The sequence below is a fragment of the Dyadobacter sp. 22481 genome (assembly GCF_052044875.1).
Lineage (GTDB): Bacteria > Bacteroidota > Bacteroidia > Cytophagales > Spirosomataceae > Dyadobacter > Dyadobacter endophyticus.
Window position 1 is genome coordinate 1152549 of the sequence record NZ_JBQENV010000001.1, and the last position, 25200, is coordinate 1177748.

General features: G+C 49.3%; 21 protein-coding genes. 3 read left to right on the forward strand and 18 right to left on the reverse strand.

From position 1 onward, the window contains the following. The first annotated feature begins 122 nt into the window (after window positions 1-122). Window positions 123-2573: an alpha/beta hydrolase-fold protein gene (locus ACTJJJ_RS04390; RefSeq protein ID WP_440701561.1), complete on the forward strand. Its 2451-nt coding sequence runs from the start codon at window positions 123-125 to the stop codon at window positions 2571-2573. Window positions 2574-2639: 66 nt separating this feature from the next. On the opposite strand, the gene ACTJJJ_RS04395 is transcribed toward ACTJJJ_RS04390, so the two are convergent. The 14 genes from ACTJJJ_RS04395 to menB all read right to left on the reverse strand — a co-directional run bounded on the left by ACTJJJ_RS04395 (window position 2640) and on the right by menB (window position 17719). Then, window positions 2640-3458 (reverse strand): SDR family oxidoreductase, encoded by an 819-nt coding sequence (locus ACTJJJ_RS04395; protein ID WP_426294632.1) that lies wholly within the window; start codon window positions 3456-3458, stop codon window positions 2640-2642. Beyond that, window positions 3455-3670, reverse strand: a complete 216-nt coding sequence (locus ACTJJJ_RS04400; RefSeq protein ID WP_188930236.1) for a hypothetical protein — start codon at window positions 3668-3670, stop codon at window positions 3455-3457. The genes ACTJJJ_RS04395 and ACTJJJ_RS04400 overlap by 4 nt, the downstream gene beginning before the upstream one ends. 186 nt (window positions 3671-3856) lie before the next feature. Then, window positions 3857-5782 (reverse strand): molecular chaperone DnaK, encoded by a 1926-nt coding sequence (gene dnaK / locus ACTJJJ_RS04405; protein ID WP_440701562.1) that lies wholly within the window; start codon window positions 5780-5782, stop codon window positions 3857-3859. 162 nt (window positions 5783-5944) lie between these two features. Beyond that, complete coding sequence (locus ACTJJJ_RS04410) at window positions 5945-8491, reverse strand: phosphocholine-specific phospholipase C (protein WP_440701563.1); 2547 nt, start codon at window positions 8489-8491, stop codon at window positions 5945-5947. Between the two features lie 110 nt (window positions 8492-8601). After that, window positions 8602-9126 (reverse strand): hypothetical protein, encoded by a 525-nt coding sequence (locus ACTJJJ_RS04415; RefSeq protein ID WP_426294630.1) that lies wholly within the window; start codon window positions 9124-9126, stop codon window positions 8602-8604. 92 nt (window positions 9127-9218) lie between these two features. Then, window positions 9219-9563 (reverse strand): 50S ribosomal protein L20, encoded by a 345-nt coding sequence (gene rplT, locus ACTJJJ_RS04420; protein ID WP_188930225.1) that lies wholly within the window; start codon window positions 9561-9563, stop codon window positions 9219-9221. A gap of 103 nt (window positions 9564-9666) precedes the next feature. After that, window positions 9667-9861 (reverse strand): 50S ribosomal protein L35, encoded by a 195-nt coding sequence (gene rpmI / locus ACTJJJ_RS04425; protein WP_188930223.1) that lies wholly within the window; start codon window positions 9859-9861, stop codon window positions 9667-9669. A gap of 136 nt (window positions 9862-9997) precedes the next feature. Then, complete coding sequence (gene infC / locus ACTJJJ_RS04430; protein WP_188930220.1) at window positions 9998-10552, reverse strand: translation initiation factor IF-3; 555 nt, start codon at window positions 10550-10552, stop codon at window positions 9998-10000. 110 nt (window positions 10553-10662) lie between these two features. Beyond that, the gene (gene thrS, locus ACTJJJ_RS04435) at window positions 10663-12606 is read right to left on the reverse strand and encodes a threonine--tRNA ligase (protein ID WP_188930218.1); all 1944 of its coding nucleotides are present in this window, start codon (window positions 12604-12606) and stop codon (window positions 10663-10665) included. A 61-nt stretch (window positions 12607-12667) separates the two neighbouring features. Next, window positions 12668-13867 carry a tetratricopeptide repeat protein gene (locus tag ACTJJJ_RS04440; RefSeq protein ID WP_440701564.1) on the reverse strand — a complete coding sequence of 400 codons (1200 nt, stop codon included), beginning with the start codon at window positions 13865-13867 and terminating at the stop codon, window positions 12668-12670. A gap of 6 nt (window positions 13868-13873) precedes the next feature. Next, window positions 13874-14761: a class I SAM-dependent methyltransferase gene (locus ACTJJJ_RS04445; RefSeq protein ID WP_440701565.1), complete on the reverse strand. Its 888-nt coding sequence runs from the start codon at window positions 14759-14761 to the stop codon at window positions 13874-13876. 99 nt (window positions 14762-14860) lie between these two features. Further along, the gene (locus tag ACTJJJ_RS04450) at window positions 14861-16441 is read right to left on the reverse strand and encodes a hypothetical protein (protein ID WP_188930212.1); all 1581 of its coding nucleotides are present in this window, start codon (window positions 16439-16441) and stop codon (window positions 14861-14863) included. After that, window positions 16428-16841 carry an EVE domain-containing protein gene (locus ACTJJJ_RS04455; protein ID WP_188930210.1) on the reverse strand — a complete coding sequence of 138 codons (414 nt, stop codon included), beginning with the start codon at window positions 16839-16841 and terminating at the stop codon, window positions 16428-16430. The genes ACTJJJ_RS04450 and ACTJJJ_RS04455 overlap by 14 nt, the downstream gene beginning before the upstream one ends. A 53-nt stretch (window positions 16842-16894) precedes the next feature. Then, window positions 16895-17719 carry a 1,4-dihydroxy-2-naphthoyl-CoA synthase gene (gene menB / locus ACTJJJ_RS04460; RefSeq protein WP_188930208.1) on the reverse strand — a complete coding sequence of 275 codons (825 nt, stop codon included), beginning with the start codon at window positions 17717-17719 and terminating at the stop codon, window positions 16895-16897. 194 nt (window positions 17720-17913) lie between these two features. Here menB and ACTJJJ_RS04465 point away from each other — a divergent pair, with 194 nt between their 5' ends. Together ACTJJJ_RS04465 and ACTJJJ_RS04470 are read left to right on the forward strand one after the other, a co-directional pair. Further along, window positions 17914-18981, forward strand: coding sequence for an AMP-binding protein (locus ACTJJJ_RS04465; protein WP_440701566.1), 1068 nt, complete (start codon window positions 17914-17916; stop codon window positions 18979-18981). Beyond that, entirely contained in the window at window positions 18974-19750 is a 777-nt protein-coding gene (locus ACTJJJ_RS04470) for a hypothetical protein (protein ID WP_440701567.1), read from the forward strand. The genes ACTJJJ_RS04465 and ACTJJJ_RS04470 overlap by 8 nt, the downstream gene beginning before the upstream one ends. On the opposite strand, the gene ACTJJJ_RS04475 is transcribed toward ACTJJJ_RS04470, so the two are convergent. The 4 genes from ACTJJJ_RS04475 to topA all read right to left on the reverse strand — a co-directional run bounded on the left by ACTJJJ_RS04475 (window position 19751) and on the right by topA (window position 25058). Continuing rightward, window positions 19751-20893, reverse strand: coding sequence for a helix-turn-helix domain-containing protein (locus ACTJJJ_RS04475; RefSeq protein ID WP_440701568.1), 1143 nt, complete (start codon window positions 20891-20893; stop codon window positions 19751-19753). Between the two features lie 186 nt (window positions 20894-21079). Beyond that, on the reverse strand, window positions 21080-21961 hold the full coding sequence (locus ACTJJJ_RS04480) for a bifunctional 5,10-methylenetetrahydrofolate dehydrogenase/5,10-methenyltetrahydrofolate cyclohydrolase (protein WP_440701569.1): 882 nt from the start codon (window positions 21959-21961) through the stop codon (window positions 21080-21082). Between the two features lie 2 nt (window positions 21962-21963). Next, the gene (locus ACTJJJ_RS04485; protein ID WP_440701570.1) at window positions 21964-22653 is read right to left on the reverse strand and encodes an SIR2 family NAD-dependent protein deacylase; all 690 of its coding nucleotides are present in this window, start codon (window positions 22651-22653) and stop codon (window positions 21964-21966) included. A 23-nt stretch (window positions 22654-22676) separates the two neighbouring features. Further along, on the reverse strand, window positions 22677-25058 hold the full coding sequence (gene topA, locus ACTJJJ_RS04490; protein WP_426294625.1) for a type I DNA topoisomerase: 2382 nt from the start codon (window positions 25056-25058) through the stop codon (window positions 22677-22679). Between the last annotated feature and the right edge of the window lie 142 nt (window positions 25059-25200).

The following is a 25200-nucleotide window of genomic DNA, read 5'->3' on the forward strand; positions in this document are numbered from 1 at the left end:
GGGTCATTTGAGCCAATTGAGAGGGCTTTTGGATAGAATTTTGAGTTAATTAAAAATTGAGACCACTATTAGTAATATTTTTTATTAAGTTTAGTTTTTGTCATACTACTAAACCTCTTTCAATGAAAAGGATTTTTGCGACACTCTCTTTACTATTTATTTTTTCCCACAATCAGGCACAATCTGTTTACCATTTTGAAGAAGGACTGGCCATCGGGCCATGCCACCAATATGGGCGGGAAGCTTTGTACACCGACCAGCTCGCCTATCAACTCTACAAAGGTACGCTCAAACCGCAAGAAGGAAGTATGTTATTAACCGATCCAAAAGTGGGGGAGGTGAAATGGAAAAAAGTACAAGCCGACTCCACCCACCGTTTTCGTGGTGACTCATTTTCTAATGGATATGTGTATCTGACCTATGAATCAAAAAAGGAACAGGCAGCTATTTTGACAATTACCGGTCAGGACATGATTTTCCTGAATGGCGTGCCGCGAGGAGGGGATATGTACCGGTATGGTTGGATGCATTTACCTGTTGTCCTGAAAAAAGGGAAAAATGAAATTTATGCACGCGTGGCACGTTTCGGCCGTTTTGGCGGCATTACCGCAAATCTTACTTTTCCGGAGAAGCCGATTTCCATTAATACAGAGGACCTTACGATCTCCGATGTAGTTCCTGGTTTCAAAAATGATTCCCTCTGGACAGGCGTCGTTATTTCGAATATGACCAAAAAACCGCTGACTGGCCTGGAAATGAAAACGATCGTGGCCGGAAAGGACATTATTACCAAACTTCCGTCGGTACCTGCGATGGCATTGCGAAAAGTAGGTGTGCTGATTGACGGTAGCGGGGTGACGAGTGTTGGAAAAAATGAAGTTTCACTAAGTCTGTTGCAAAACGGCAAACTAACAGATCAGTCGAAGATTGCGATCCAGTCGGTGGAAGCGGGGAAGCAGTATAGCCGTACTTTCGTAAGCGAGCTCGATGGCAGCGTTCAGTATTTTTCAGTATCGCCTCAGATCAACGGCGGCGCGAATGATCGGCCGGCACTGTTTTTCTCAGTGCATGGAGCCGAGGTTCAGGCGATTAGCCAGGCACGTGCGTATAAACCCAAAGACTGGGGTGTGCTGGTGGCACCTACCAACCGTCGTCCGCGCGGATTCAACTGGGAAGACTGGGGACGGATGGATGCGATGGAAGTATTGGGCATTGCAAAAAAGCAATTCAACCCGGACCCGTCGCGTATATATCTTACCGGTCACTCGATGGGCGGTCACGGAACATGGTTCCTTGGAGCAACTTATCCAGAAAAATGGGCGGCAATTGCGCCATCGGCTGGCTACCCCACCTTGGCTGCATACGGCTCGCACGATGGTGTTATTCCCGACAGCGCAGGGTCGCCGATCGAGGCTATGTTGCTGAGAGCCAGTAATCCAAGCAATGTTCTTGCACTGACTTCCAACTACAAAAGTCTGGGTGTTTACGTTGCTCACGGCGACGCAGATCGAACAGTACCCGTTACCTATGCGCGGCAGATGCGCGACATTCTTGGGAAATTCCACCGCGATTTCAGTTACTACGAACACGTTGGCGGCGAGCATTGGTACGGTGATATCAGCGTAGACTGGCCGCCGATTTTCAACTTTTTCAGCTGGCATGCTATTCCGAGGGACACGACCGTGACTTCCATTGATTTCAAAACTGCCAACCCTGGAATCTCTTCACACATGCGTTGGGCAGGCGTGCACCAACAAGTTAATGCATTGAAATACAGCCATATCAAACTCAATAGCAGTAAAAAGGAATTGAAAATTGAGGGTACGACCGAAAATGTGGCCCTGCTTTCTTTGGATCTTGGAGCATTCGCGCCGGGCTCGAAGCTGAAAATTGTATTGGATGGTAAAGCGCCTGTTGAATATGCGGTGAGAGGAAATGAAACCATCTTCCTCAAAAACGAGGGCAACTGGAAACTGGCGGCCGCTCCCGCGGCTGCCGAGAAGAATCCGGAAAGGAGTGGTACATTAAAAGACGCATTCAGAAACCGGATGGTATATGTGTACGCAACAGGCGGTAGCGCGGAAGAGAAGGCCTGGGCATTTGAAAAGGCAACTTTCGACGCTGAGTCGTGGTACTACCGTGGTAATGGGGCAGTGGATATCGTTGCCGATAAAGACTTTGATCCACAGGAATTTAAGGATAGGGGTGTGATCCTGTACGGGAACAAAAGCACCAACCTTGCCTGGGATAAGGTGCTGAAAAACTGCCCGGTAACCGTAACGAGCGGGAAGATCGAGGTGGGAGGAAAGCAGTTTGCAGGCAACGATCTTGCGGCATATTTCATTTACCCGAGATCGGATAGCAAGACTGCCTCGGTCGCCGTTATTTCAGGAACTGGCAAAGCAGGTTTCCGGGCAGCCAACGCGAACCAGTATTTCAGCGGCGGCAGCGGCTTTCCCGATATTATGGTCTTTTCGGCAGACATGTTGAAGAACGGAATTAAAGAAGTGAGGATGTCGGGGTTCTTCGGAAATGACTGGTCGGTGGAAAAGGGAGAGTTTGTTACGCAATAATTTGTTATAAGCAATAAAAAACGTCAGGCCGAGAGACCTGACGTTTTTTTATGACAGTCGACCGCGTCACCCATTATCCGCAAACTCTGGATAGAGTGTCATGCCGCCATCGATATATAATGTTTCGCCATTCACATAATCGGAATCATCCGATGCCAGCCAGGCTACCGCTTTGGCAACATCCTGCGCGGTACCGATCCGTTTGTAGGGAATCAGGTGGAGCAAGCTTTGGTATTTATCGGGATCCGACCATACTTCCTGGTTGATCGGCGTTTTGATTGCGCCAGGGCTTACCGAATTCACTCGGATTTTGTGAGGCGCAAGCTCCTGCGAAATGGATTTCATGAACATCATGATCCCACCCTTTGACGCGGCGTAGTTGACATGGCCCGCCCATGGGATTACATCGTGTACGGAGCTCATCAATATGATTTTCCCGATGGCCAGTTCGCTGTGATTGATTTCTGTAACTGCCTGTTCCTGAGCAATGAACTGCTTGGCGGCCTCGCGGCAGGCGAGAAACTGACCCGTCAGGTTGACGTCGATTACTTTCTGCCATTGTTCCAAAGTCATTTCCAGAAACGGCGAGTCTTTCTGCAAGCCGGCATTGCTGACAAGCACATCGACGCGCCCGAACTGGTTGACGGTTTCTGCAAACAGGGCTTTTACTTCGTCCTCCTTACTCACATCCGCTTTCACGAGGATCGCGCTACCGCCATTGGCCCGGATTTCATCCACTACTTCCTGGCCGGCGCCTGCATTGGAACTGTAATTCACAACCACATTAGCACCGTGGTTTCCGAAATGCAATGCACAAGCTTTACCGATTCCGGAGCTTGCTCCAGTGACAATGACGACCTGATCTTTGAATGTCAGCCCTATCATATCATTTCTTTTTCAACAGATTTCAATTTTTTCCAAACGCTGCGGTTCACATTTTTGACCGCCCAGTTTTTCGCAATCAGAATTGCTTTGGAAACAGCTTCGCGAGGAGAAATGTTAGTCGACCTGAGAAGTTCCTGTGCAATGGCTACTGCTTTTTCGCGCGTAGTAGGGGAAAGGTACATCAATTCTGGTAATGCGATTCTTGCGTCCATAGAAGATGAATTTGATAATGGTTGATTAGATTGATGAAGATTTGTTTTGGTTTGAAAAAATCAGTGCCAGCAGTTCGAAGGCCGATTTTCTATTCTTATATACGCCCCGTCACCCCAAAATGTAACACAGCGTGTAAAAAAAATCCCCATCTGTTTAACGGACGGGGATTTTTTCATCTTTTAGTCTTATTTGACTTCTTCGAAATTAACGTCCGTCACGTCGTCAGTTGAACCGTTGTTTTCGGCACCTGCGCCTGGGTTTCCGGTTGGGCCGCCTGCACCGGGCTGCGCGCCTCCGGGCTGACCTTCACCACCTTGCGCATACATTTCCTGAGCCGAAGCTTGCCACGCCGCATTCAGTTTCTCCGATGCAACGTCGATAGCTGCGAGATCCTGAGACTGGTGAGCGGTTTTCAACTCTGCCAACGCACCTTCGATATTCGATTTGTTATTGTCAGAAAGTTTGTCGCCATATTCTTTCAACTGTTTCTCAGTCGAGAAGATCAGGCTATCAGCTCCGTTGATTTTTTCGATTTTTTCTCGTTCCGCTTTATCAGCAGCTTCGTTTGCCTTCGCTTCTTCACGCATTCTGGTGATTTCCTCGTCGGTCAAACCGCTGGAAGCTTCTATGCGGATCTTTTGCTCTTTGCCGGTTCCTTTGTCTTTCGCGGAAACGTGCAGGATACCGTTCGCATCCACATCGAATGTTACTTCAATCTGAGGTACACCGCGTTGTGCCGGTGGAATGTCGGACAAGTGGAAACGACCGAGTGTACGGTTGTTTGATGCTTGCGGACGCTCACCTTGCAATACGTGGATTTCCACAGAAGGCTGATTATCAGCGGCAGTCGAGAATGTTTCGGTTTTCTTAGAAGGAATGGTCGTGTTCGCTTCGATCAACTTGGTGAACACACCGCCCAAAGTTTCGATACCCAGTGACAATGGAATAACGTCCAATAGGAGTACGTCTTTCACTTCGCCTGTGAGTACGCCACCCTGAATTGCAGCACCAACGGCCACAGCTTCGTCAGGGTTAACGTTTTTCGACGGTTTTCTACCGAAGAATTTCTCTACTTCTTCCTGCACACGAGGGATACGGGTAGAACCACCTACCAGGATCACTTCGTCGATATCGCTGTTGGTATAGCTCGCGTTTTTCATCGCTCTCTTGCAAGGTTCCATCATGCGTTGGAACAGAGAATCAGCGAGTTGCTCAAATTTCGCCCGTGTTAAAGTACGAACCAAGTGCTTTGGAATACCATCAACGGGGAAGATATATGGCAAGTTGATCTCCGTCTGAGTCGAGCTCGACAATTCAACTTTTGCTTTTTCAGCAGCTTCTTTCAAACGCTGCAATGCCATAGGATCTTTTCTCAGGTCAACGCCTTCGTCTTTCACGAATTCGTCGGCAAGCCAGTTGATAATCACCTGGTCGAAGTCGTCACCACCCAGGTGGGTATCACCGTCGGTAGATTTCACTTCGAAAACGCCATCACCCAGTTCCAGGATCGATACGTCGAACGTACCACCACCCAAGTCGAACACGGCGATTTTCATATCCTTATGCTGTTTGTCAAGGCCGTAGGCCAGGGCAGCAGCAGTAGGTTCGTTGATAATACGCTTTACATCCAGACCAGCGATCTGACCGGCTTCTTTCGTAGCCTGGCGTTCTGCATCGTTGAAATAGGCAGGTACGGTGATCACCGCTTCGGTAACTTCCTGACCCAGATAGTCTTCCGCAGTTTGTCTCATTTTTTGAAGAATGAATGCAGAAACTTCCTGTGGTGTGTAAAGGCGGTCACCGATAGGAATGCGCGGGGTATTATTAGGGCCTTTTTCTACGCTGTACGCAACCGTCTTCATTTCAGAGGTTGTGTCATCGTATTTTTTACCCATGAATCTTTTGATGGAGCTAATAGTATGCTTGGGATTGGTAATCGCCTGACGTTTGGCCGGTGCTCCGATTTTGCGCTCACCGTTATCCATGAAAGCAACCACGGAAGGAGTAGTGCGGGCACCTTCGCTGTTGGCTATTACAACCGGCTCGTTACCCTCCATGACAGCCACGCAGGAGTTCGTTGTTCCTAAGTCTATGCCAATAATTTTTCCCATTTTTCTATTTTATAAGTTAAGTATGATTTGATTCTGGATCTGCCGGCGGCCGTTTTCGTCAGCCACCGGGTTACTTACTAAAAAGCCCGTACCAGAAACGTTGACTTAAAATAGGAATGACAAAGTGTCAGGCCATTCGCTGGCCTGACGATAGGTAGTACATCAACTGATCATTTGCCCCATATAAGGGTCGCTTTGGCTGATAGCGCCCGTCTCCACGTGCCCTGCAAAACGCGAGAAAGCATTTTCGACCCCTTCTATCGCAACTGTGATATCGTACCAGTTGAAGCTTTTGGTAAGATTCAACACAACACTTTTGCGCGATTTTAGTCCGGCGGAGGCTTTTTCAAGTGTAATAGTTTGAATAGCAGCACCGTAAGCATTGTCGGTGATTTTCAAGACGGCTTTCTGGCTCGGATGCAGGTTGCTGATTTTCAGTTCTATATGCCCCGTCGGCTTTTTACTGCGGTCGAGCTGGTAGGCGCATTCTACTTTTAAAAGACCATTTTCTTTGTCACCGCTGTACTCGCGAAAGAATCCGTTCGGACCGTAAACCTTTAAATGGTAATGCTGATTGTCAAAATCGGAGATTTTCCAGGAGCCGGTTAATGCATCTCCGGGCTTCACGGCATAATTCCATACTTTGACCTCCTCATTTTTGTATTTTCCCGGGGCATATACGATAAATGGCGAACCGGCAGATTTGTCGTGAAATATGCCATTTCTGGCTTCCAGCTTAATTTCAAATGCATTTTTGGCAGAGTTAAATGCGCCGTCGGCATATAATTCATACGGGATAGCGCATGCAGGCCGCGTTCCTTTTTCCTGGTTAGGCAGAATAGGGGAGGTAAGCGGGTTGCTATTCACCTCGTCAATTTCACTTTTGGATAATGCCTTATAACCGTTTGGTAGCTTTCTGAACTTGGCATTGAAAATGCTTTCCATAAATTCCTCCCTTTCCAGGAATGCAGGTAGCTTGATCTCCTGGCCGTCATAAGGTGTAAAGGTCGAAGTAAGGTCGCCGCAAATGGTGCGTCGCCATTCGGTGATATTCGTTTCCTTGATCTGTTTACCGGATTTCAGGCTCACAAATTTTTCCAGGAACTGTAAAATAGAAGTATGATCAAAGACCTCCGAGCACACGTTGCCACCCCGGTTCCAGGGTGAGGCGACGATCAGGGGTACGCGGTAACCCAGGCCTATCGGGCTTTCGCGGCATTCTTCTTTTTTCTTTTTCGTCATATCCTGCTCCAACGTCACGAATTCCGTCTTGCAATCGATGCCGGCCGAAACAGCACCGGTGTCTTCTTTATACGGATCAGGCACGACATATGGCGGTACGTGGTCGAAATAGCCGTCGTTTTCATCATAACAAAGAATGAAAATGGTCTTTTTCCAAACCTCGGGATCGGCGGTTAGAATATCGATCACTTCCGAAACGTACCAAGCGCCATACCAGGGTGCGCCCGGATGGTCGGAGAAGTTTTCGGGTGCCACCAGCCAGGAAACAGTTGGCAGTGAACCCGTTTTTACATCCGAACGAAACTGGTGCAGCACATCGCCCATTGGTGCTTTGGCTTCATGTTCAATATCACCGTCGTGGTATTTTACCGTGGTAACCTTCCGGTAATCGGGGTCATTCCTATTGATAGTGAATGCTTTCTGGTGGATGTTTTTTTCTCGCTGAGACAATTTATCAAACCTTTCAGCGCTCCAACGGATCAGTTCCTCATTCGCCAGTTTAAGCAGTGCACGCTTCTCTTTTAATACTTTTTCAAGATCGGATGCTTCCTTGCCCGAAAGCGATTTCAATTTTGCCTGAGCTTCTTCGATCTCGCCCGGTAGCATTTGCTGGCGTTCTTTCAAATACCGCTGATAGCCAGTGTGGTAACGGATATTGTATTGGGTAAACCATTCAATCGGGTTGTCGGTAAAATTGGCGAGCCACGCATCTTCCTCGCCCGTGAAGCCGGTATTGATACTCAGCTCGTTCTGGTAAATTCTCCAAGAAACGCCATGGTCTTCGAGCCGTTCCGGGAATGTGGTCCAGGACGCCTCGTGGTCGTCGGTCACGTTCTCGTTGCGGATATTGGCGTAGTGTTTGTTTGGGTCGGTATTTTCACGAACAGTTCCCGACCAGAGGTATAGCCGGTTGGGCGTCGTACCGGTCAGCGAAGAGCAGAAATTCTGATCGCAAACCGTGAACGCGTCGGCCATTGCGTAGTAAAAAGGAATATCTTCACGGTTATAAAAACCTTGCGTCAAAGGCATTTTGGCATAATCCTTATTGCCCGGTTGCTTGGCAATGAGCCATTTGTCGTATTTACCCCCGTTTCGCGCGTCCACCTGGTTAGGCCAGGAATGCGGCAGCGAGCCCATCCAGGTCGCTTTGGATTCCCTGATGTTCAGGCGGAAGGGGGCGTAGGTTTCTCCGAATGCATTGGTTTGGAGCCAAACGAGGTTTTTGTTCGGAAGGGTTATGGCCCGGGGATCGTTGAAACCGCGCACGCCACGGAGCGTTCCGTAAGAGTGGTCGAACGAGCGGTTTTCCTGCATCAGTATCACCACATGCTCCGCATCCTTCCAGGTAGTGCCCTTCGGTGGGTTAATGGCCAAAGCTTTTTGAATAGAGGCGGGTAGGGCGCCGAACAATCCGGCTGCTCCGGTGAGCATGGTGGCTTTCCGGATAAATTCTCTTCTAGAGTCCATGGTTAGGTGAGTTAGGAAAAAGAAAAAGGGCTTTTACGATAGTACATCATTTTTTGCAAATGTACTATCGTTTCAAAGCCCGTGCTTTATTCTACTATTATTCTTTGTTATTACTTTCCGCCAAAAAGGCCGCCCAGCATTCCGCCAAGGTCAATGCCTCCCGAAGCAGGTTTGCCTTGCTGATCGTTGCCGCCGCCAAACAGGCCGCCGCCCATTTGGATGAGCGATCCCAGGTCAAAGCCATTGCCACTACCACTATTACCGGCAGCGCCGCCTTGCCCGTTCAACTGGCCGATCACTGCGCCCAGTACGCCAGGCAATACCGAGTTCACGATGCTGCCCGCCACCTGGCTGTTCAATCCGAATTTCTGAACGATGGCACCGATCGCATTGCTAGCGATGGAAGCTACGATGGGATTGTTCATAAGCGAAGCCGCCGAAGTGCCGCTGTCACCCCCGAACAGACCCATAAGCCCGCTGATGTTTCCGCTTTGGACCTGCTCCTGCAAGCCGCCGGTGATGGAGCTGGTGAGTGTATTGATGACTTCCTGATTGTGTTCGTTGGGGACGTCAGGATTTTCTACAACCGATTGTTGAGAGTTCTGTTGTACGAGGTCGAAAAGTTGTTCCAGCATTTCTATTTGGTTTTGAGGTACGAGTTGATTGTCGCCTGCAATATCCAAATTTTATGCAAAAAAAAATCCCGCCGGAGAGGCGGGATGCTGTTTTATTTTACTTGATCAACGATCGCTTTGAATGCGTCAGGATGATTCATCGCAAGATCCGCGAGAACTTTCCTGTTGAGCTCGATGCCTTTTGCATTAAGTTTGCCGATGAAAGCAGAATAAGACAATCCATGCTGACGGGTACCTGCGTTGATACGCTGGATCCACAGTGCGCGGAAATTACGTTTCTTCTGTTTACGGCCTTCGTATGCGTAAGCCAAAGCGCGGTCAACTGCGTTTTTAGCAACGGTCCATACATTTTTACGACGGCCGAAATAGCCTTTCGCGAGTTTTAGAACTTTTTTACGTCTTGCACGTGACGCAACGTGATTTACTGAACGTGGCATAATTTAACTGTTTTTGATAATCGGCGCTCTGCTGAGACTTAAATGCCTTTTATCGGGTTGAACAAAAAACCAGATTTTAATGTCTGATCGGCTTTTTTACGGATTACTTCCGAAGCATTGCCAATACTTGCTTTTCGTTAGACACATCGATCAGACCAGTCTTAACCAAACCACGCTTGCGCTTGTTTGATTTTTTGGTCAGGATGTGGCTGTGAAAAGCGTGCTTGCGTTTAACTTTTCCAGTGCCTGTCAGCGCGAAACGCTTTTTTGCACCAGAGATGGTTTTCATTTTAGGCATAATTCAAAAAACTAATAGTTGATAAAATATAAAACAGCGCGCAAAATTAGCCATAATCTGTGTTAAATAAAAATCGTGTTCCCGACATGATGCCGAAAACACGATTTTCTATCAATATGCTTTATAAATCAGCGTATCACTTGCTTTTTGCAGGAGCAGGCGCGAGGATGATTGTCATTCGTTTTCCTTCCAGCTTAGGCTCCATTTCCAGTTTGCCGTAGTCAGACAATGCTTCGGAAAATTTCTTCAAAAGGTTTACACCGCGCTCCTTGAAAACGATCGTACGTCCTACGAAATGCACGTATGCTTTTACTTTTGATCCTTCTTTGAGGAAGTTAGTGGCATGCTTCAATTTAAAATCGAAGTCATGGTCGTCCGTGTTCGGGCCGAAACGGATCTCCTTGATAACCACTTTCTGGGCCTTCGCTTTAATTTCCTTTTGTTTCTTCTTTTGCTCGTATTTGAACTTCGAGTAGTCAACCACTTTACAAACAGGAGGAACTGCGGTTGGTGCAATCTCCACGAGGTCAAGTGATTGTGCCTTTGCTAGTGCGCGGGCTGTATTGATATCCACGATGCCCGGTTCAATGTTTTCACCGACCAATCGTACTTCTTTTGCTGTAATTCGTTCGTTAATTTTGTAAGGTTCTTCGGGAATCCTCATCCGTCCACTAGGGGGTCTTAATGCCATATAATTTGTATTGGTGTTTTTTTGTTTTTGGTGGAAATCGAAAAAATTAACACTAGGTCCACAAAAATAGTGCCTTATTGCTGGAATAATACTAAAATCTTACAAAAACATCAAGCAATGGCGGCTTCCTTTTTGAAAAAGGCAGTGAATTCTTCGATCGTCATACTTCCTAAATCACCCTCGCCTTTGCGGCGAACGGAAAGCTTTCCTTCTGCTGCTTCCTTCTCGCCCACGATAAGCATGAATGGCACTTTGGTAACTTCCGCATCACGGATCTTGCGTCCGATCTTCTCGTCACGGTGATCCACGAACCCACGGATGTCATGGTCCTGCAACTGAAAGAACACGTCTTCTGCGTAATCTGCGAATTTCTCCGAGATCGGCAGGATGGCGATCTGGTCAGGCGACAACCACAGCGGAAACTGGCCCGCGGTATTTTCGATCAAAATCGCGGTAAAACGCTCCATTGAACCGAATGGCGCACGGTGGATCATTACCGGGCGGTGTTTCTGGTTGTCGGAGCCGGTATATTCCAATTGGAAACGCTGTGGGAGCTGGTAATCTACCTGGATGGTACCAAGCTGCCATTTGCGTCCCAAAGCGTCGCGGACCATGAAATCGAGTTTCGGGCCGTAGAATGCAGCTTCGCCCAGTTCTGTAACCGTGCTTAGGCCGCGTTCCGCTGCCGCTTCGATGATCGCGCTTTCCGCTTTCTCCCAGTCTTCGTCCCGGCCAATGTATTTCTCCTTATTATTAGGGTCGCGGAGCGAAATTTGCGCACTGTAATCATCGAACCCAAGGGATTTGAATACATACAATACGAGGTCGATCACACGGATGAATTCTTCCTTCACCTGATCGGGACGGCAGAAAATGTGCGCATCGTCCTGTGTAAACCCGCGTACGCGTGTGAGCCCGTGCAACTCGCCGCTTTGCTCGTAACGGTAAACCGTACCGAACTCCGAGAACCTCAATGGCAGATCCTTGTAGGAGCGGGGAGAAGTTTTATAAATCTCGCAGTGATGCGGGCAGTTCATCGGTTTGAGCATGTACTCTTCATCGAGGTTCGGGGTTTTAATGGGTTGAAACGAGTCCTTACCATATTTATCCCAGTGGCCCGAGGTCACGTACAAATCCTTGCTACCGATATGCGGCGTAATTACAGGTACATAACCGGCGCGAGACTGCGCTTTGCTCAGGAACGCCTGCAAGCGCTCGCGAAGCATGGCACCTTTGGGCAACCACAGCGGCAAACCTTGTCCAACTTTTTCAGAGAAAGCAAAAAGCTCCAACTCTTTGCCGAGGCGGCGGTGGTCACGCTTTTTAGCTTCTTCCATCAGGGTCACATATTCTTCCAGCTCTTTTTGCTTTGGAAACGTAATGCCGTAAATGCGGGTCAACATTTTGTTTTCCTGCTTGTTACGCCAATATGCACCTGCGATGTTGGTCAGTTTTGCGGCTTTGATAAAACCGGTGTTCGGGATATGCGGCCCACGGCAAAGGTCGGTGAAACCGCCTTGCTCGTACAATGTAATAGAACCGTCTTCCAGCCCGTCGATCAATTCCAGCTTGTACTCGTCACCCTTTTTGGTAAAGTATTCCAAAGCATCGGCCTTGCTGATCGGCTTGCGGATATATTCGTTTTTCTGACGGGCCAGTTCGAGCATTTTCGCTTCGATTTTCGGGAAATCTTCCTGCGAAATGGTCTGCCCGCCCAAGTCTACATCATAGTAAAAGCCCTTTTCGATAGAAGGTCCCGTACCGAACTTAATTCCCGGGTAGAGCGCTTCCAATGCTTCGGCCAGTAAGTGGGCCGAAGAGTGCCAGAATGTAGCTTTGCCGTCCTCGTCATTCCACGTCAGTAGTTTCACCAGGGAATCCTCCGTGATCTGGCGCGTAGGGTCCCAGACTTCGTTATTCACTTTGGCGGCTATCACATTCCGTGCAAGCCCTTCACTGATACTGAGCGCGATTTCGAGAGCGGTTACCCCTTTTGGGTAAAAACGTTCGCTACCATCGGGCAGGGTAATTTTTACTTGAGACTCGTCTTTCATTCAAAAAATAATTCTGTGACTATGGTTCAATGGCAATGCGGGGAGGCCGCAAAATACAAAGCTATTCAATTTTAGCTTTGCGTGAAGAGTCCACGCGGATATTTGTGGTACCGCGCGGTTGGATAATATTGATTTTAACCCGCGCCGTATCCAGTAATTTGTATCCCTGGTTGGTATTTTCCTCAGGATAGTAGGAGGGGTAAAGTCCTTCCGACTCGATTTTCCGGATGCGGTACATGCCGTAGCGCGCGTCCTGGTCGCCTGGGGCGATCGTCAGGGCAGTAGTATAATAGGTCTTGGCCAGATCCAGCTCACCGCTCTTTTCATAAGCATAGCCCAGCATGTTGTTGATCTCCTTCGATTGCGATTTCTTTTTCAAAAGCGTTTTCAATGCCGGGATCGCCGCCGGGTAGGCGCGGAGCTGCATGGCAACGGTCGCAAGCTGGTTCAATGCTTCTTCATAATCCGGCTGGATAGCAACGGCTTTTTGGTAAAAGATCAATGCGGTATCGGGTTTTGCCAGCGCATTCAAGATTTCTCCTCTCCCGAAAAACAGGGTAGCGCGCTCGGGAAAGCGTTTCAATGCTCTTTCGTTGATCGCCAGCGCTTCGGCCGTGTTCTTCAATTTGAGATTGATCGCCGTCCCCTGCTCATAAGCACGCAGCAACCTCGGATTGACGTTCATCGCATAGTTCAGGCTCGATAAGCTGGCCAGGGAATCGCCTTGCCGCGCCTGCAACATTCCTTTGACATAATATGCCGAACCATCGTAAGGCGCCATTTTCAAGGCTTGATTCAGATAAGCGGCGGCCTCTCCGAAACGGTTTTTGGCCTGCAAAATATCCGCAAGCAGCACATACAGTTCGGGACTGCTTTGCTGCAATGCTTCGGCACGTTGCGCATCTTCCAATGCATTATCGATCCTGCCCAGTTCGCGGTAGATCTTCCCGCGCAAAAGGAAATATTCACTTACGTTATCCTGCTCGTAAATCGACTCGTTGATGTCGTCCAGCGCTTCGGAATATTGTTCGCGTTCGAAGTAAATGCGTGCCCTTTTGAAATAATTCACATCCGAATCGATCCCCCGGTTGATTAGGTCAGTTAATGACAATAATGCATCGTTCTGCCATTGTGCCTTCCCTTTTTTGATCACGGGTGGAATGCGCGTAGACGTGCGCGCATCGCTCTGGCAGGACTGTTCCAGCCCTCCCAATGCAATGAGGAATGCAAATGATAAATATTTCAGATTGTCAGACTTCATTCGCCACTAAACATTCTGGTCTGAAAAACGCGAAAACACACCCAATGGAAGTTTTTTGCCAAACGAATCGGGGATAAATAGTTCGCCGAACTCGTGCTTGATTTCTGTTCCGAAATGCGCCTTAATCAGGTTTTCGACGATCAACGCCGAAAAGCCGAGCGAATACAGGTTAATGATAAAAAAGAAGTTTTTTTCCTTCAATAACAACGCACACAGCCTGAGCAGTTCATTCAAACTTTCTTCGAGCAGCCACTTTTCGCCGTCTGGCCCGCGCCCATACGCAGGAGGATCGAGGATGAGGCCATTATACTTGTTACCTCGGCGGACCTCGCGCTGCACGAACTTCAATGCGTCTTCCACTACCCAGCGGATATTACTCAGCCCGCTCAGATCCATATTCTCCCGCGACCAGCTGATCACCTGCTTCACCGAATCCACGTGCGTTACATCCGCCCCGGCAGCCTTGGCTGCCAGCGAGGCAATGCCGGTGTAGGCAAAGAGATTCAATACCGAAGGCTTTTCCTCGGGCATTTGCTTCAAAGTCCGGGCGATGAAATCCCAGTTGGTAGCCTGCTCGGGAAACACGCCCACGTGCTTGAATGACGATAATGCAAGCTTCGTACGCAAATGCAGCTCTTTGGTACGGTATTGAAATACCCATTTATCGGGCATATCGCCCTTGGTAACCCACTGGCCTTTTTCCTGCGAATTTTTGTCCTTTTTAAAAACTGCATTCGAACGCTGCTCCCATTCCGCTTCGGAAAGAGTTTTATCCCAAATCGCCTGCGGCTCGGGACGAGAAAGAACATACGGCCCGAATTTTTCGAGTTTCTCAAATCCGCCGCTGTCGATCAGTTGGTAGTCGGTATGTTGGTCTGGTGAAAGTAGTATCAATGTGGTGGTGGTTTAAATTTTTTGACCATAGTCGATCGACCGTGGACCAGGGTAGGGTTCTACTGTAAAGTACCATGGCCTATGGTCTGCGGTCCATGGTCAATAAGCAATCTTATTTAAATAAAACACATTCCGCCGTCCGCGGGTGTTCGCGTCGCCGGCGGCATTTACAATGCGCTGTTCGCCCCAGGCGAGGTAGAAGTTGTCGTACCAGTAGTCGATGTCGTCGGTACTCGTTTTCCGCACTTTATCGCCTTCAACATAGGTTTCGTTCGGGATCACGCGGTCGCTGTCGATTACCTGGTTGCCTTTGATGATCTTGCTGCGGATGGCGCCATTATGGCTGTAAATCAATTTGGAATTGCCGTTGGAAAAGGATTGGACCTTGATCTTTTCCTTCAATTCCATGCTTTTTACATTGTCGAAACTAATGCTGTTGTCCCAAAGCAGGTTACCGTTCTGGTCCACATCCGCAACAACCGCATGCGTGTACGTGAAGCCGTCGAACACCTGCTGGTTGTATCCACGGCCACCATACATTGGGTTCCAGAGGTAAGGATTGTACAGCCCCATTCCAAGCGGGTATCCGTAGCTTCCATATCCATAGCCGAATCCGCCCATCATACTCGGGTTCTGATAGCGGTATTCGGGATAGAAAACCTCGGCGACGAGCAGGAAATTGGACGCTTTGGGAACAATATCATGCACCATAAGGCGATAGTTCAGTTTCAGGTCGTCGCCGCTTTCTTTTTTCTTGCGGATGCGCTTCTCTATCTTCTCCTGCTGGCGTTCGCTCATGAAGTTGAAGAAGTTCTTGAAATCGGTAAAGCTGTGGTATTTGGTAAAAACCGTTTCGTCGCCGATGATTTTGCTGATATACAAACCCTGCGAAGCCGCTATGGTGCTGCTTTGCATATTGCGATAGCCATAAGTGCCGATGACAATGCGTACGGAGTCGTTCAAAACCTGCAAACGGCCGCTCAGAAGCGAGAAATCGTCTTCCGGATCGACACTTACCTGTGTATACAGCTCTCCGGTCTCTTCATACGAACGCGCCACGATCTTGGTCTGGCGACCTTTTTTAACGGCAAAACAAACGTTCACCAAATGTTGGGCAGTGTCCACTTCGACGGTCTGAATGGCGTTAGATCCTTTAATGGCCGAAGGTAACACCCTTGTTTGCTGCGTGGTAAGCTGGGTGTAGATCAAAACCGGCTCGTTGCGGACCATCCCGGCCATAAACACCGAATAACCCAGCGTTTTGAAATCCGTAATCTCAAAGCGGTCTACTGTATTGATTGTAAATGTCTCCACGAAACCCGGACCGACATTAACCTTCACAATCTGGTACAATGAACTCCGGTATTTGCTGAAAAGCAGGAAAACGGCCTGCCCGTCGTAGGAGGAAGCGATATAATCGAGGTTCGATTCGATCGGGCCGTCGATGGACCACACCCGTTCGAGGTTCGTATCGAATTTCTGGACGTTGAACGTGCCTTTGTCGGGCTTGGAAATGAGCAATACGCCCTGTTTGCCAAGTGGAACAGCCTGATAGGCCGTGTTGCCGGGCAATGGAAGTTCAATCCGTTTTACTCCCTGCGCGACTAGCTGCGTGCTGAGCAAGGCCAGGAAGAGTAACGGTAAGGCCAGCCGAAAGACGGATCGCTTATTTTTTGTCATGTGCCAGGGCAACGATGTGGTCGAATTCTTCGCGTTTAACGGGTACTACCGACAGCCTCGACAAACGGACGAGGTCCATCTGTTTCAACAGCTCGTCTTTCTTGATTTGCGCGAGTGTAACGGTATTCGGAAATTTCTCGACGGGAACGAGGTTCACCACCACCCATCCGGCTTCGTCGGTCGTCGGGTCGGGGTAATGTTCCTTCGAAACCTTGGCCAGTCCCACGACCTCCTTTCCCTCGTTGCTGTGGTAAAACAGCACAAGATCATCCACTTTCATCGCCATCAGGTTGTTGCGTGCCGCGTAGTTTCGGACGCCGTCCCACATGCCCTCACCTTCGGCAATTAGATGGTCCCAGGAGTATTTAAATGGTTCTGATTTTACAAGCCAATAGTTCATTCGGTGAGTATTTGTAATGATTAGAGTTAAAGTGTTAATCTTTCGGGATTAAATCAAGGGAATTTGGTGAATTTGGTAAAATCGGGCTTTCTTTTCTCCAAAAACGAGCGCTGGCCTTCCTTCGCTTCTTCGCTGAGGTAATAAAGCAGCGTTGCATTGCCCGCGAGTTCCTGGATACCGGCCTGCCCGTCGAGCTCTGCATTGAATGCGCTTTTGAGCATACGGATCGAGAGGGGGCTCTTTTCCTGGATCTTTTTTGCCCATTCCAAAGTCACAGATTCCAGCTGCTCCAAAGGAACGACCTTGTTCACGAGCCCCATTTGCAGTGCTTCGTCGGCATCGTACTGGTCGCAGAGGAACCATATTTCACGTGCCTTTTTCTGGCCCACCACGCGTGCCAGGTAAGAGGCGCCGAACCCGCCGTCGAAGCTGCCGACTTTCGGGCCTGTCTGTCCGAAACGTGCATTATCGGCAGCGATCGAAAGATCACAAATGACATGCAGGACGTGGCCGCCGCCGATTGCCCAACCCGCTACCATCGCGATCACCGCCTTTGGAATGGAACGGATCATTTTTTGCAGGTCGAGCACATTCAAGCGAGGTACATGGTCGTCGCCGATGTAGCCGCCGTGGCCGCGTACCGACTGGTCGCCGCCGGAACAGAATGCTTTTCCACCCTCGCCGGTGAGGATAATGACGTCGATCCGCGGATCTTCGCGACAGATATGCATCGCGTCGATCATCTCGGTTACCGTAAGCGGGGTAAATGCGTTATGCTTATGCGGGCGGTTAATGCTGATTTTGGCAATTCCTTCGTGAAGTGTAAAGAGAATTTCTTGGTATTCTTTAATGGTTTCCCATTGAACTGTACTGGACATAAAATCACATGGTAAAATTGAAATGAATGCAATGCGGGTATCATACAGGCTTCGAGAAGCTACTTCCGGCATTGGCTGAATGCGCGAAATTACTCATTGTTTAGATTACCTTCAAAAACAAATGAATAACTTTCCACCGCATTAAAAACCGGTAAAGACGTCGGTAATCGAGCAAATCCACCGAAACGGCAGCGATGATCTGGACAACAGGCAAAATGCTTTGGCAAACGCAGAAAAGGCCGCGAAATCCCTATTTCGCACAAGCCTACGACTTTATGGAACAGTGGTTGGAAGGTAGCCAGGAATTTGTGCTCCATACCTCCGGCTCTACGGGTATGCCCAAGCCCATTACCATCACACGCACGCAGCTGCGGGCAAGTGCGGCTATGACCGGCAAAGCGCTCTCGCTCGGGAGCGGTACGCGCGCACTCGTATGCCTGAACGTGGGTTACATTGCGGGACTGATGATGCTCGTCCGCGGATTGGAGCTGGATTGGGAACTGGCAATTACCGAACCGACTTCAAACCCCATTGCCGGACTCGATCACGCGCATTTTGACTTTGTGGCAATGGTACCGATGCAACTACAGGCTATTCTTGCTAATACGGCTACGCATAATCAGGTTAGTAAGTTGGGTAAAATACTGCTTGGCGGCGCCCCGGTCGGTTTGCCATTAGCAGCGCAAATCAAAGCGCTGGATGTCCCTGTTTTCCAAAGCTATGGCATGACCGAAACCGTTTCGCATGTAGCCTTGAAAGCATTGAATGGGGAACAGGCAAGCGACTCATTTATGTTTCTGCCGGGTATTGAATTTGGAACGGACGAACGCGGGTGCCTCTTTGTTTCCGGCGCCGTAACCAATTATCAGAAGGTTCAGACTAATGATCTGGTGCAAATCAGCGGTAACACGTTTGAGTGGATCGGACGGGCGGATAATGTCATCAATTCAGGTGGTGTGAAGATAGTGCTGGACCAGATGGATCAACGGATTGCAACTATTTTTCATGATTTGGCTATTCCAAATGCGTTCTTTTGCTGGTGGGAGCCGGATGAAAAATTGGGGCAAAAACTGGTGTTGGTCGTCGAGAATGCATTGGCTAAGGAGCGCGCGGAGCAACTGTCGGCAGAAATTAGAAGACGCGTTTCGGCCTATGAAAACCCGAAACATATTTACTTTGCAAAAGCGTTTGCCAAAACAGCAACCGACAAGATCGATAAACGCGCAACATTTCAACAGCTTTTAAAATCTCCGAATGGATAAAAATCTTCAAATACCGGGTCATTATATTGTTCGCTATCAGACAGCTCCGGTAGTTCCGGCCCCTTTTGCCCACTTTTACACGTTGAAACTGGACATTCAGTCGGCGGAGGAATTGCTTATAGATTTCGATATTGTATACAACGACCGCATAGAACTGACCGACGACGAAATATATGACGAAGGTTTTACCAAAGACGACGATTACAGATGGAAAGGCACTTTGCCAGCAGTTTGGATCAGCGAGTTTAGGGAGATTTTTGAGAGCTCTAAAACCATTCGTAAGCGCGAGGAAAGTGAATACGAAGACTTTATCGAAATAGAACTCGACGAAAACGACAAACGCGTAACCATTTACCCGGTCGATAAGGAACGGTGGTCGTACTTTTTGCAGGAGATGATGCAGGCGATCTTCGAAACCGCCGGCCGTGAAAAGCCTTTCGAGTTGACTTACGTCGATATCGATAATGACAGCAAACTGACCATCGACCTGAAAGCGTCGTTCGGTCAAAAAGAATTTACATTAAGCAAGAATGCGGGCGCGCCGCGTAAACTGCATTGGGATCAGTTGCAAAAAATAATGGATACAGTTTACAAAGCTGAATTCGTGGCCGACAATGCGTCTGAAAGCATCCCCACCAAACGTGGCAAGTACCTCACTGCCGGAGACGGCCTGTGGTATCAAATGGGTGTAGCCGTTTTGGAAACGACTTCTAAGAGTAAAGACCTCGCGAAAATAGAGGCATTGTTCAATACGCTTTCGAAACAGTAATTACTGACGGTACTGGCTCAGCTCTATTTGCAATTCATCCACGAGCTGAGTCACCCGTTCGAGTGAAGGCTGAGGCACAGGCATCTGCACGCTCACGAAAGCCTTCACTTCCCACACTTCCAGCACATCCTGCAAAGGAACTTCGAGCTCTTCTATCGACGGATTGTCCGATGTGAGCAGCAACACACCCGCTGTTTTTACCTGATTGAATACATTTCGGTAAATCAGGCCGTGGCCTCTCAGCAGAAAAACATATTGCAGTCCATCCTTGATATCGTACCAGTTACGGATGAAAGTGCCCACGAGAATGGAGCCCGGGTACATAAAATCTTCGCCGCTTTCAAATGCGCGATAGTAGCCCGAAGGCAGGTTTGGCAACTGGAACAGCGGCAAACCGTTCAAGTAGCCCGGATTCTGAAAGTTGGCAATGTACTCCGCCTGCTTGTCGCGCGCTATCCATTGAATGGTAGGGTAGTGCTGGGCGGGCTGCTCCACCGCAGCATTGAATTGCGGAGTTTGGTACTGATTGTTAAATGTAGGTATATCGGCTGCCTGAGGAGGCGTGCCCGGCTGGCGCGCTGATGTTTCCTGATACGTCGGCTGCCTGAATACCTCTTGCTGCGGTGCTGGCTGGGCGCGATAATGTGCCGCCTGCTGACCGGACGTATTAAACTGGTGGATTGGCTGGGGTGCTCCCGGCTGGGGCGCCGTCGACTGATGTATTTCCCCGCTAACAGGTTTGAGGCTGATCTGCCGGGATACCTGGCGGAGCGGCTGTTCAGGCTGCTGGTATGTTTCGACGATTTTTGACAACGGCTGCGGCTCCGTGTACCCGGGTGTACGTGTAGGCGTAGGTTGGGGCATGGCACCCGAGTGGGAGACGGTCATTTGCCGGGATGTGGTCAGCGGCAGCGACATTTCGGGTGTTTCCCTTAGCCTTCGCAAGTCGTTTTTTAGCAAATTATCAACGCTAACGCCGAATGCGGCCGCCATGTTTTTGAGATTAGTAAGGTTCGGATTGGCCCGTGCTTCCTCGTAAGCTCCCAGTAACGACCTTTTGATCGCGATCTTACGGGCAAACTGTTCCTGTGTCAGGCCGTTCAGCCTTCTTAGATACTTGATGTTGTTGCTGACGATGCTCATAAGTATGACCTTTCCGTGAATCCCTACTAATTGACAAATCTTTTAGTAAAAAACGAAATCAGCAACTTTCTTACTTCTTTTTTTGAGTTTTTAACATAAAAAAGCCGGAAGCTCAGGGTTTGCTTACATCCTGACGTTCCGGCTTTTATGGAAACGATTCATTTACTGCGGCCGTCGGCCCACGTCTTACTTATAAATTTCCTTCTTAGCAGCCTTGAAAGTATTAGTTAGCAGTCCGCAAATGGTCATTAACCCCACACCGCCCGGCACCGGCGTAATGAAGCCGGCCTTTGGCGCTACGTCATTGAAATCGACATCGCCTTTGATCGAGAAGCCACTTTTCTTCGTAGCATCGGCCACGCGGGTGATGCCCACGTCGACCACTACGGCACCCTCTTTCACATAGTCGGCTTTCACAAACTCAGGGCGACCCAAGGCGACGATCAGGATATCGGCCGACTGGCAGATCTCTTTCAGGTTTTGGGTTTTGCTGTGCGTAATTGTCACAGTACTGTTGCCCGGGTAGGTGTTGCGCTGCATGAGGATGCTCATGGGTAGGCCCACGATCTGGCTGCGGCCGATTACCACGCAATGCTTGCCGCTCGTTTCGATTCCTGCGCGGATCAGCATTTCCAGAATGCCGAATGGTGTTGCGGAAATGTAAGCGGGCAAGCCTTTGCACATTCTGCCTACATTGATCGGATGGAAACCGTCCACGTCTTTCGCGGGGTTTACAGCTTCCATTACCGTGTTTTCCGAGATGTGTTTTGGAAGGGGTAACTGAACGATAAAACCGTCCACATCGGGATCGTTGTTCAGGGATTCTACTGCTTCAAGAAGTTGTGCCTCGGTTGTGTCGGCGTCAAAACGCAGCAGGGTGGAAGTAAAGCCGATTTCTTCGCAGCTACGGATTTTGGAAGCTACGTAAGTTTCGCTGGCACCGTCCTGTCCCACGAGGATTGCAGCCAAGTGCGGCTTTTTGCCACCTCTGGCCACCCATTGTTCAACCTCGGCCTTGATTTCAGATTTTATTTGGGAAGAAATAGCTTTCCCGTCGAGTAGTTGCATTATTATTCAGGTAGTAAATATTTCTTGATCAACGTTTGCATTCCGGTAGTTGCCTTTTCCTGAATGAAAATCATATTGGATTTTAATGTAATGTCCGGCTTGGCCGGGTCTACAATATAAATGCGCTTGCCGATGGGAACATAATGCACGAGTCCTGCCGCCGGGTAAACTGCCAGCGAAGTACCGATTACCAGGAACATGTCCGCCTGCTCGGTAACATCCACCGCTACTTCCATCATCGGCACTTCCTCGCCGAACCACACGATATGCGGCCGCAGCTGACTTCCCAATTCGCACAAATCGCCCGTTTTCAGTTCCCAGCCCGTCATTTCATACACCAGCTTCGGATCTTTCGTGCTCCGCGATTTGAAAAGCTCGCCATGCAAATGGATCACTTTCGTAGAGCCTGCAATTTCATGCAGGTTATCGACATTCTGCGTCACGATGGTTACATCGAAGTGTTTTTCCAGCTCTGCCAGCGCGTAATGCGCTGCATTGGGTTTCACTTCGGCCGCCTGTTTCCGCCGCTGGTTATAAAAATCCAGTACCAACTCCTGGTTCCGGACCCAGGCCTCCGGCGTAGCCACATCTTCAATCCGGAAATTATCCCAAAGCCCATTATTGTCCCGAAAAGTACTGATCCCGCTCTCAGCGCTGACCCCTGCTCCGGAAAGTACAACCAGTTTTTTCATGGGCTTCTTCGTGTTTAAGTGTGCTAACTTTTTTTCGTTGCTTTTTTAGCGGCGGGCTTTTTCGCCGCAGGAGCCTTCGCTGCGGCTGGCTTTCTTGCACCACCGCGTCCCGCAGGCTTATCCGGCGTCTCAGCCGCCAGTTTCAATACCTGGTCATAAGTCAGCGAAGCCGGCTCGGTACCTTTCGGGATCTTCACATTTTTCTTTCCAAAAGCAATGTAAGGTCCGTACCGTCCGTTGAGAACCTTCGCCTCAGGATCTTCCGCAAACTCTTTAATCGTGCGGTTGGAGTCCTGCAAACGCTTTTCTTCGATGATTTCCACCAGTCGGTCCTCCGTAACTGCCATCGGATCGTCGGTCTTGGCCAGCGAGTAGTACTTCCCGTCGTGCTTCACATAAGGGCCGAATTTGCCGACATTCACGACCATATCCTTATCCTCGAAGAAACCAACCTGACGCGGTAATTTGAATAGTTCGAATGCCTCATCTAACGTGATCGTTTCCATCAGCTGGCCCTTCGCCAGGCTCGCAAAACGCGGCTTTTCTTCATCTTCTACATCGCCGATCTGCACATAGGGCCCGTATTTCCCGATCCTCACGGACACTTTCTTGCCCGTCGCCGGATCTTCACCCAAATCACGGGAAGTAAGGCTCCTATCAATCGCTTCTTCGCGTGCTTCGGCCACTTTCTTCTGGAATGGCGTGTAAAAGTCCTTGATCATCTGCTGCCAGCCGAGTTGACCGTCCGCGATGTGGTCGAAATCCTTTTCAACGCTAGCGGTGAAAGAATAATCGACAATATCCTGGAAATGGCTTACGAGGAAGTCGTTGACCACCATTCCGGTGCTGGTAGGAAAGAGTTTGGCTTTTTCCGAACCGTACACTTCTTTATTGACCTTGCTTTTGATCTGCTCATTGGCAAGGGTTATTTCTTTGAATTCTCTTTCAAAACCCTGGCGGTCTTCCTTTACTATATATTCCCGTTTCAGGATCGTCGAGATCGTGGGCGCATAAGTTGACGGCCGCCCAATCCCCATTTCTTCCAGCTTTTTTACCAAACTCGCCTCTGTATAACGCGGCGGGTTGCGGGTAAATCTTTCTGTCGCCTTCATATCGGTCAGTTTCAATACCTGACCGATGTTCAGCGGGGGAAGCATTCCTTTTTGTTCTTCGTCCGCCTCGTCGTCGCTGGATTCGAGGTAAACTTTCAGGAACCCTTCGAATTTGATCACTTCACCTTGGGCCACGAGTTCTTCTGACGTGGTCGAAATGCCGATGGTCGCCGTCGTGCGTTCCAGTTGGGCGTCCGACATTTGTGACGCGATGGCGCGTTTCCAGATCAGTTCGTACAAGCGCTGCTCGTTGCGGTCGCTGCTGCCTACCAGCGTAGAGAAATCGGTAGGGCGGATAGCTTCGTGCGCTTCTTGTGCCGACTCGGACTTGGTTTTGAATATACGGCGATTGTGATATTCATCCCCATATTCTTTCGTGATCTGCTGCTTTGACTTATCCAACGCTTCTTCCGACAGGTTGGTAGAGTCGGTACGCATGTAGGAAATCTTACCGGCTTCATACAATCGCTGCGCGACGGTCATCGTCTGCGCTACCGAAAAGCTCAGCTTACGGGATGCTTCCTGCTGTAATGTAGAAGTTGTAAATGGCGGTGCTGGTGATTTTTTAGCTGGTTTTACTTCAAGATTGCGGATCGAGAATTCCGCGCCGATGCATTTTTCCAGAAACTGGAATGCTTCCTGCTCGGTAGGGAAGTTCTTCGCGAGCTCCGCATTGAGCACCTTGCCGTTACCCAGGTCGAAGTGGGCGGTTACTTTAAAGCTGCTTTTACTTTTAAATGCATCGATCTCCCGCTCGCGCTCTACTACTATACGTACAGCCACCGATTGTACCCGGCCAGCGGATAGGTTCGATTTACCGATCCGGATCTTTTTCCAAAGTACCGGTGAAAGTTCGTAACCCACAAGACGGTCGAGAATACGGCGTGCCTGCTGGGCGTCTACCAGGTCTGCATCGATGGTCCGCGGTTTGGCGATTGCGTTCTGAAGAGCGGTTTTGGTGATCTCACGAAATACGATCCGCTTGGTATCGTCGGGCAGGCCGAGGGCCTCCTTCAAATGCCAGGAAATAGCTTCTCCCTCGCGGTCATCATCCGTTGCGAGCCATACTTCGGCATCTTTTGCCAGTTTTTTCAGCTCTGAAATGACTTTGACTTTATCGGAGGAGATTTCGTAGGAGGGTTGGAAATCATGCTCAACATCAACACCCATATCGTGTTCCGGGAGGTCACGGACATGTCCGAAACTGGACTTGACAGTGAAATCCTGCCCTAGGTAACTTTCAATGGTTTTGGCCTTCGCCGGTGACTCTACGATCACCAGATTTTTTGACATAACTTTCTAATTAAGGGACCTGGTAGCACTTTGAATGTCCAAATATAGGGCACAATCCTAGAAAAAATCAAAGTGCAGATAAAAGGTGGCGGAAAAACGGAACCCGCCGCAGTGCCTCCCCGAAGGGGCGTTTCAAATTATT

Bases quoted from the DNA above. Each gene is read 5' to 3' on its own strand.
- ACTJJJ_RS04390 (WP_440701561.1), top strand. From the start codon at position 123: ATGAAAAGGATTTTTGCGACACTCTCTTTACTATTTATTTTTTCCCAC.
- ACTJJJ_RS04395 (WP_426294632.1), bottom strand. From the start codon at position 3,458: ATGATAGGGCTGACATTCAAAGATCAGGTCGTCATTGTCACTGGAGCA.
- ACTJJJ_RS04400 (WP_188930236.1), bottom strand. From the start codon at position 3,670: ATGGACGCAAGAATCGCATTACCAGAATTGATGTACCTTTCCCCTACT.
- dnaK (WP_440701562.1), bottom strand. From the start codon at position 5,782: ATGGGAAAAATTATTGGCATAGACTTAGGAACAACGAACTCCTGCGTG.
- ACTJJJ_RS04410 (WP_440701563.1), bottom strand. From the start codon at position 8,491: ATGGACTCTAGAAGAGAATTTATCCGGAAAGCCACCATGCTCACCGGA.
- ACTJJJ_RS04415 (WP_426294630.1), bottom strand. From the start codon at position 9,126: ATGCTGGAACAACTTTTCGACCTCGTACAACAGAACTCTCAACAATCG.
- rplT (WP_188930225.1), bottom strand. From the start codon at position 9,563: ATGCCACGTTCAGTAAATCACGTTGCGTCACGTGCAAGACGTAAAAAA.
- rpmI (WP_188930223.1), bottom strand. From the start codon at position 9,861: ATGCCTAAAATGAAAACCATCTCTGGTGCAAAAAAGCGTTTCGCGCTG.
- infC (WP_188930220.1), bottom strand. From the start codon at position 10,552: ATGGCATTAAGACCCCCTAGTGGACGGATGAGGATTCCCGAAGAACCT.
- thrS (WP_188930218.1), bottom strand. From the start codon at position 12,606: ATGAAAGACGAGTCTCAAGTAAAAATTACCCTGCCCGATGGTAGCGAA.
- ACTJJJ_RS04440 (WP_440701564.1), bottom strand. From the start codon at position 13,867: ATGAAGTCTGACAATCTGAAATATTTATCATTTGCATTCCTCATTGCA.
- ACTJJJ_RS04450 (WP_188930212.1), bottom strand. From the start codon at position 16,441: ATGACAAAAAATAAGCGATCCGTCTTTCGGCTGGCCTTACCGTTACTC.
- ACTJJJ_RS04455 (WP_188930210.1), bottom strand. From the start codon at position 16,841: ATGAACTATTGGCTTGTAAAATCAGAACCATTTAAATACTCCTGGGAC.
- menB (WP_188930208.1), bottom strand. From the start codon at position 17,719: ATGTCCAGTACAGTTCAATGGGAAACCATTAAAGAATACCAAGAAATT.
- ACTJJJ_RS04465 (WP_440701566.1), top strand. From the start codon at position 17,914: ATGATCTGGACAACAGGCAAAATGCTTTGGCAAACGCAGAAAAGGCCG.
- ACTJJJ_RS04470 (WP_440701567.1), top strand. From the start codon at position 18,974: ATGGATAAAAATCTTCAAATACCGGGTCATTATATTGTTCGCTATCAG.
- ACTJJJ_RS04475 (WP_440701568.1), bottom strand. From the start codon at position 20,893: ATGAGCATCGTCAGCAACAACATCAAGTATCTAAGAAGGCTGAACGGC.
- ACTJJJ_RS04480 (WP_440701569.1), bottom strand. From the start codon at position 21,961: ATGCAACTACTCGACGGGAAAGCTATTTCTTCCCAAATAAAATCTGAA.
- ACTJJJ_RS04485 (WP_440701570.1), bottom strand. From the start codon at position 22,653: ATGAAAAAACTGGTTGTACTTTCCGGAGCAGGGGTCAGCGCTGAGAGC.
- topA (WP_426294625.1), bottom strand. From the start codon at position 25,058: ATGTCAAAAAATCTGGTGATCGTAGAGTCACCGGCGAAGGCCAAAACC.